This window comes from Acidovorax sp., from assembly GCF_046339755.1.
GTDB lineage: Bacteria > Pseudomonadota > Gammaproteobacteria > Burkholderiales > Burkholderiaceae_C > Acidovorax.
Genome location: NZ_JBKDTZ010000326.1, coordinates 22,038 through 29,084 on the forward strand (window position 1 = coordinate 22,038; position 7,047 = coordinate 29,084).

The window sequence follows — 7,047 nt, forward strand, 5'->3', positions numbered from 1 at the left end:
GGAGATGGGTTTTCAGTGCCCGCTATGGGACGAGGGCTTTCTGGCCTTGACGACGGTGTCGGAGGCGGACTTTTCCTTGCGCGGCATGGACTGTCCTCCCTCGGCCTTGAAGCGGGCTGGCTCCGCCACCGGCCCGGTGTACTCATAGGCGACCGTGCCTTCGGGGTGCTTGTACCAACCAGGGTTCTTGTAGTCGCCTGGCTTTTGGTCGCGGCGTACCTTGACGACGCTGAACATGCCGCCCATCTCGACCGACCCGAAGGGGCCTTCGCCCGTCATCATCGGAATGGTGTTGTCGGGGATGGGCATCTCCATCTCCGTCATGTCCGCCATGCCGCGCTCACCCATCACCATGTAGTCGGGAATGAGGTTGTTGATCTTCTTGGCCACCCCCCGGTGGTCCACGCCGATCATGGTGGGAATGTCGTGCCCCATCGCGTTCATGGTGTGGTGGCTCTTGTGGCAGTGGAAGGCCCAGTCGCCTTCTTCGTCCGCCAGGAATTCGATCTGGCGCATCTGGCCTACCGCCACGTCCGTGGTCACCTCATAGAGACGGGTGCTTTTTGGCGCGGGGCCACCATCGGTGCCTGTAACCAAAAATTCGTGCCCGTGAAGGTGCATTGGGTGATTGGTCATCGTCAGATTGCCGATCCGGATGCGCACCTTGTCGTTCAGGCGCACGTTCAGAGAGTCGATGCCCGGAAAGATGCGACTGTTCCATGTCCACAGATTGAAATTGAGCATCTCTGCAACCTTGGGCGTCGCTGCGCCAGGCTCGATGTCATAGGCGCTGAGCAGGAAACAGAAATCCCTCTGCACCTCGTCAATCAGTGGATGCTTAGCCTTGGGGTGGGTGATCCAAAAACCCATCATGCCCATGGCCATCTGCGTCATTTCATCGGCGTGCGGGTGGTACATGAACGTGCCCGGGCGGCGTGCAACGAATTCGTAGACGAAGGTCTTGCCCGGCTGGATGGCGGGCTGGTTCAGGCCGGCCACGCCATCCATGCCATTGGGCAGTCGTTGCCCGTGCCAGTGGATGCTGGTGTGCTCGGACAGCTTGTTGGTCACGAAGATGCGCACGCGGTCGCCTTCCACCACTTCGATGGTGGGGCCAGGGCTTTGGCCGTTGTAGCCCCACAAGTGGGCCTTGAAGCCGGGCGCCATTTCTCGCACCACGGGTTCGGCCACCAGGTGGAACTCTTTGACGCCCTGGTTCATGCGCCAGGGCAAAGTCCAGCCGTTGAGGGTGACCACGGGGTTGTACGGGCGCCCGGAGTTGGGCACCAATGGCGCCATCGTGTCTGGACTCGTCTGAAAGACCGGCTCCGGCAAAGCCGCCATTGCCACCCGACTCACGCTCGCTGCCGCCACTGCCCCGCCGGCGATACCTGCAAAGCGAAAAAAATCTCTTCTCGAACTCATGTTGGTTTCCTTTTGGGATCAGTGGCCTGCACCGGACTCTGCGGCGGCTGCACCGCCGCCGCTGGCAACGCCAGCGCTCGTGGGCTTGCCGATGAGGGAGGCTTGAAGGGCCGCTTCTGCCTGCCAGAACTGCTGCTCGGCATTGAGCGCCGCCATCACCGAGCTCACCTGGTCGCGGGAGTCGGCCAGCAGCTCGAACACGCTGATCAGCATGCCGTTGTAGCGAAGCTGGTTTTCTTCGGAAATGGTTTTTCTCAGCGGTATCACCTCGTCGCGGTGGTGGCGCGCGACGTCATACGCCGTGCGGTAGGCGGAGTAGCTTTCCCGGAGATTGGAGCCGGCCGCCCTGGCGGTAGCCTCTACGCGATTGGCCGCAGCCAGCGTCTGGGCACTCATCGCGTTGCGCTGCAAGCCGCCCCAATCAAAAATGGGCAGGCTCAGGCTGATCTCGAATCCACGCCGGGTTTGTTTCGTGTTCTCAGCCGCGTCAAACACCGAATCGCGCCGCACTCCCAGCTCAATGTCAGTGAACGACATGACCGTGTTCCAGCCCTGCGAGCGAGCAGCCGCGTCATATTCCGACTTGGCGATCTGCAGGTCCAGGCGGCCCTGGGAAGCCTGGCGGCCTGCATCCTGGGCCGACAGCGGCTCCTTGGGCAGCGTGGGCAAGCGCTCAGGCAGCTTGAGCATGGCAGCCTGGCTGTCATCCAGGCCCAGCAGGCGGACCAATTCTTCCCGGGCCGCCGTGGTCTGGTGCTGGGCGCTGGCCACCTGGGTCGCGGTGTCCGCGTAGAACGCCTGCTGGCGCGCACGATCGAGCTTGTTAAAGTTCCCGACCGCCTGCAGGCGCTTGGCCAGTTCGGCGCTCGCCTGGGCGCTGGCAAAGACCTGCTGGGTGTAGGCGAGTGTCTGCTGGGCCGCGATAGCGCGCACCCAGGCCTGGCGTACCTGCGTAACCTGGTCCACCACGTCGCTGCTCAGGCGCAACTGGGCCTGCTTGATCCGAAGTTCCGCAGTTCCCTTGCGCATGGGCAGAGTCAACAGATCCAACAGGCCAAAGGACAGCAGCCGGCCGATCTCGGTTTCACTGCCCAGGCGAACCCGCTCCAGAGTGAGGATAGGATTTGCAATGCGGCCGGACTGGGCCGCGGTGGAGGCATCGGCCCAGCTTTGGGCCACGATGGCCTGCATCGACGGGCTATTGACCAGCGCCAGTTGCACGGCTTCCTTCTGTCCGAGCGGCTTGCTCAGCAGATCGGAGGCCCGCTGGCGCAAGGCATCCTGCTCCGACTTGTCGCGGGCCAGCGTGAGTTTGCCGTCCGTGAAACCTGCCGTAGTCGTGTTGGCGCTGGACAGGCTCTGCTCCAGGTTCACGCTGGCACACCCGGACAACACCGCGACGGCGGCCACGGTAAAAACGAGTTTGGCGCGTGGCATACGCAGTGGGCGGCTCATTGTTTGCCTCCACCATGGGCGCCATGGCCCTGCGCAGGCTGGGACTGACTGGCTTCAGGCGCCGTCTGGCGCATCTCTTTGGCATAGGCGCGCCATCCACCGATCTCGCCAACCTTGTCGTTCGCCTCCCTCCAGGACTGGACAGGCTGCTCCTTGTAGGCCTCGTAGCCCGACAAGGCCGATCGGTAGGAGAGTTGGTAGTCCACCTTCGTGGCCCCCGACTCTGGCATCTGTGCGAATGCCAGCGAGGGCACTACAAGCGCGGCAGCCAGCCAGCGGCTTAAGGTAGTTCGTGAAAGCCAAGGATTTTTCATACATTCACCAATGCGTTTCGTGATGGATGCATTGTGCGAACATCTTGCTGCCGCCGACATAACAAGTGGATTACATCTTTGTTAGGTTCAGGAAAGGCGGGAATCAGCGGGCACACTCGCCTCAACAGGTCAAGGGAGCCTCCCGTGAAGATATTGGTCGTAGAGGATGAAATCAAAACCGGTGAATACCTGCGCCAGGGCTTGCGCGAGGCGGGCTTCAATGCCGATCTGGTGCACAACGGGGTCGATGGCCTTCACATGGCGCAGGAAGGCGACTACGACCTGGTCATCCTGGATGTCATGCTCCCGGGGATGGATGGTTGGCAGGTCCTGAAGAGCCTGCGGCGCCACGGCCTGGAAATGCCCGTCCTTTTCCTGACCGCCAAGGACCATGTGGATGACCGCATCAAAGGCCTTGAGCTGGGCGCTGACGACTACCTGGTCAAGCCGTTCTCGTTTGCCGAACTGCTCGCGCGGGTGCGAACCATCCTCAGGCGCGGGCGCAGCGGGACCGAGGTAACCGTGCTGCAGGTAGCGGATCTGGAACTCGATCTGCTGCGCCGGCGCGTCAGCCGTTCCAGCAAGCGCATTGACCTCACCGCCAAGGAGTTCGGGCTGCTGGAGCTGCTTATGCGCCGCCATGGAGAGGTCCTGCCGCGCTCCCTTATCGCCTCGCAGGTGTGGGACATGAACTTTGACAGCGATTCCAATGTGATCGAGGTGGCGATGCGCAGGTTGCGGGCCAAAATCGATGACGCTTACGACACCAAGCTCATCCAGACGGTGCGGGGCATGGGCTACGTGCTTGAGGCGCCTGAGGAGAGCCCGTGAGCGCACCGTACTCGTTGACGACGCGACTGACGGTCTTTTTTACACTCGCCTCCGCATTCGTTCTCATCGGCCTGGGAGCCTTGGTCGCCGTCTCCATTGACCGGCACTTCGTGGAGCTGGATCGCGACGCCCTGCGCGACAAGATCCATCTCATGCGGGAAGTGATCGGCAAGTCCAAATCCCCTCAGGACCTGCAGACTCGCCTGGACGAGGTGCTGCACAGCCACGAGGGTCTGTTTGTCAGCGTGACACGCGGCAGCGAAGCGCTTTATTCAACACCCGGGTTTGAGTTTCCCGACAACCTTGCGGAAATGACCCGTGGCGCGCGCCTGGGCGTTGCGGCTTGGCAGGCAGGAACCAGAAATGTTCGTGGGATGTACGACTCAGTGTCTGCCTCTGGGAGCGGTGATGCGCCGCTGCAGGTCAGTGTGGCGCTGGATACGGCCCACCACAAGCACTTCATGCACGACTTGATCCGGGTGCTGGCGGTCTACGTGGCCTTGGCCACCCTGGTGGCGGGCGTCCTTGGGTGGTGGGCTGCCAAGAACGGGCTGGCACCCTTGCGCGCCATGCGCTCGCGCGCCATGGCTATCACGGCCAAGCGGCTCGATGAGCGCATGCCCAGCCAGGAATTCCCCATCGAGATGGCTGATCTTGCGACGACCTTGAATGAAATGCTGCGCCGCTTGAAGGAAGACTTCGATCGCCTCTCTGAATTTTCCTCGGACCTGGCCCACGAGCTGCGCACGCCCATCAACAACCTGATGACGCAAACGCAAGTCACGCTGGGCCAGTCCCGCACGCCCGAACAGTACCGCGACATCCTTGCCTCCAACGCAGAGGAATACCAGCGCCTTGGGCGGATGGTCGCGGACATGTTGTTCCTTGCGAAGGCCGACCACGGACTCATCCTGCCCAGCACGGAAAAGATCGCGGTACATGCGGAGGTGCAAGCGCTTTTTGACTTCTACGAGGCGTTAGCAGAAGAAAAGCAGGTGCATCTGAAGCTGCTCGGTGCTGCGGAAATCTCTGGCGACCGGCTGATGCTGCGGCGGGCCCTGAGCAACCTTCTGTCCAATGCGGTTAGGTACACACCACCGGGTGAAACCGTACTCGTTGAAATCACGGGCGACCTTCACGGAACCACGGTGGATGTGGTCAATCGCGGGCCGGCCATCGATGGGGAGATGGTTCCCCGCCTGTTTGATCGGTTCTTCAGGGCTGACAAGTCACGCAAACAACTGGACTCCGAGGGTTCGGGTCTGGGCCTGTCCATCACCCAGGCGATCGTGCATGCACACCGCGGCCGAATCTCCGTGAGCTCGGATAGCGGCAAGACATGCTTTTCAATGTACTTTCCCAGTGCCCACAGCATTGGCAAGCACCAGACCACCAATGCATGATTCGCTTGGCACACTCATCGACTGCTGGAAGGAAGACCCGAGCAGCACCTACAACACCTGGTTTCTATGGGACCAGCGGATCAAGAATTTCCGTTCTATCCGCCGTGGCATTGCACAGGTCGTGCAGGATATCCATGCGGGGACGTTCGGAAATGCTTATCGCGGCTCCTCCCTGGAGACCATCGTAGGCTCAGTCGCGGAACAGCGCCAGATCTTCAAGGGCGCAGACCATGCGTTTCTGTGGAAGCCCAAGCTGCGCATTCCGGACATCTACGAGAACGCCAGCAACCAACGCGCGTTCGCTGATCTGCTTCATGCCTGCGATCAGTGCGATTGCGCCGAAGACGTGGTGGCGGCCATCCAGCGCATTGATGCGATGGGCATCAAGGGCCTGGGCCCTGCAGTCGCGAACCTGCTGTACTTCATTCACCCCACGTTGGTGACTCCGTTCAACACCGCCATTGTCAACGGCTTCAATGCCGTCACCGCAGGGCGCGTGAAGCTGGGACGCTGGGACCACTACCTTTCGATGCGGGAAGGCCTGCTGCGCCTGAACGAGCAGTACCGCCTGAAACTCTCCAACGATCTCGGTGCGATTGCAGGCTTCATGTTCGACATCGGCAGCGGCAGGTATGCCGCGCCCCCGGCGGCGATGGATGCGGCGGCAGCTGCGCTCTGGCAGGACGATCTCCTGCGTGTTCGGCAGGAATCCACTGCATTGCAAAAAGAGCTGTCCTTGGCTAGCGAGAGCGATGCAACCCATACCGGGGTCCAGGCGTTGCTACGCGACTTGGGCAAGTCTTTGGGGTTTGATGTATGGATCGCAGCCAACGACCGAGGGCGTGTGCATGGCAGCGGTCTTTTGGGGGACGGATGCCTGGTGCAATTGCCAGCGATTGCCGGCGGAGGATTGGAGTCGGTGCGCCTGATTGACGTCGTGTGGCTTGATCCCCAGTCCTCAATGGTTGCGGCCGCATTTGAGGTCGAGCATACGACATCGATCTATTCGGGCATCGTGCGGATGCTGGACCTGGCCCTTGGAACACCGGTCGCCGACAAGTGCACGCTCTTTCTGGTGGCCCCGGACAACCGCCGAGACAAGGTGGCTGAACAGCTCAAGAGACCCGCCTTCTCCCGGGTGTCAGAACTGGGCATCCGCTACTTGCCCTACAGCCAGCTTGAACTGCACCACACGTCCATCAGCCGTTTCGGCTCCAGCATCAAACCGCTGCTGGAGATCTCGCAGCGACTGTGAGCCTGCGCCTGTGCCCCAGCGAGAGCGCGTGTCGCCGGGCCACACGGCGGCGGCATTTTGCTGCGCTGTCGGGAAGATGAAATTCCTGTAATCCCAACCGTAGGGATTGGCGGGTAGAGTCTTGCGTCATGCACGCTACGGCTCCGGCGCCGGCTTCTACCATGTGGTTTCGCGTTGGCAGTGATCTCCGAGAGAGCTCTCGATAGCGTCTTCTTCGCAACCACGAAAGCCCCGCCATGAACGTCACGACAAAGCCATTGGATGCGCTGCTGCCTGTCGGTGCGCTGGGAAAGTCCGCGTCCAAAGCACCAGGAGCGGCGGAAGACGGCTTCCTGGACGCAATGAAACAGGCATTGACCACCAC

General features: G+C 61.5%; 6 protein-coding genes. 3 read left to right on the forward strand and 3 right to left on the reverse strand.

Annotated features, from left to right (window positions below; all coding sequences use genetic code 11):
- Positions 1–12: 12 nt before the first annotated feature.
- Genes ACK59X_RS29005 through ACK59X_RS29015 form a run of 3 tightly spaced genes read right to left on the reverse strand, consistent with a single transcriptional unit; the run spans position 13 to position 3,194 of the window.
- The gene (locus ACK59X_RS29005; RefSeq protein WP_409962005.1) at positions 13–1,425 is read right to left on the reverse strand and encodes a multicopper oxidase family protein; all 1,413 of its coding nucleotides are present in this window, start codon (positions 1,423–1,425) and stop codon (positions 13–15) included.
- An 18-nt stretch (positions 1,426–1,443) separates the two neighbouring features.
- Positions 1,444–2,880, reverse strand: coding sequence for a TolC family protein (locus ACK59X_RS29010; RefSeq protein WP_179684624.1), 1,437 nt, complete (start codon positions 2,878–2,880; stop codon positions 1,444–1,446).
- A complete protein-coding gene (locus ACK59X_RS29015; RefSeq protein ID WP_409962007.1) occupies positions 2,877–3,194 on the reverse strand; it encodes a hypothetical protein in 318 nt (105 codons plus the stop codon). The genes ACK59X_RS29010 and ACK59X_RS29015 overlap by 4 nt, the downstream gene beginning before the upstream one ends.
- 144 nt (positions 3,195–3,338) lie before the next feature.
- On the opposite strand from ACK59X_RS29015, the gene ACK59X_RS29020 reads away from it, so the two are divergent.
- Genes ACK59X_RS29020 through ACK59X_RS29030 form a run of 3 tightly spaced genes read left to right on the forward strand, consistent with a single transcriptional unit; the run spans position 3,339 to position 6,683 of the window.
- Positions 3,339–4,025 carry a heavy metal response regulator transcription factor gene (locus ACK59X_RS29020; protein WP_057267489.1) on the forward strand — a complete coding sequence of 229 codons (687 nt, stop codon included), beginning with the start codon at positions 3,339–3,341 and terminating at the stop codon, positions 4,023–4,025.
- Positions 4,022–5,428, forward strand: coding sequence for a heavy metal sensor histidine kinase (locus tag ACK59X_RS29025; protein WP_409962009.1), 1,407 nt, complete (start codon positions 4,022–4,024; stop codon positions 5,426–5,428). The genes ACK59X_RS29020 and ACK59X_RS29025 overlap by 4 nt, the downstream gene beginning before the upstream one ends.
- A complete protein-coding gene (locus ACK59X_RS29030) occupies positions 5,421–6,683 on the forward strand; it encodes a type II restriction endonuclease (protein WP_179684627.1) in 1,263 nt (420 codons plus the stop codon). Before ACK59X_RS29025 ends, ACK59X_RS29030 begins: the two co-directional genes overlap by 8 nt.
- Positions 6,684–7,047 lie beyond the last annotated feature (364 nt).

Bases quoted from the DNA above. Each gene is read 5' to 3' on its own strand.
- ACK59X_RS29005 (WP_409962005.1), bottom strand. From the start codon at position 1,425: ATGAGTTCGAGAAGAGATTTTTTTCGCTTTGCAGGTATCGCCGGCGGG.
- ACK59X_RS29010 (WP_179684624.1), bottom strand. From the start codon at position 2,880: ATGAGCCGCCCACTGCGTATGCCACGCGCCAAACTCGTTTTTACCGTG.
- ACK59X_RS29015 (WP_409962007.1), bottom strand. From the start codon at position 3,194: ATGAAAAATCCTTGGCTTTCACGAACTACCTTAAGCCGCTGGCTGGCT.
- ACK59X_RS29030 (WP_179684627.1), top strand. From the start codon at position 5,421: ATGCATGATTCGCTTGGCACACTCATCGACTGCTGGAAGGAAGACCCG.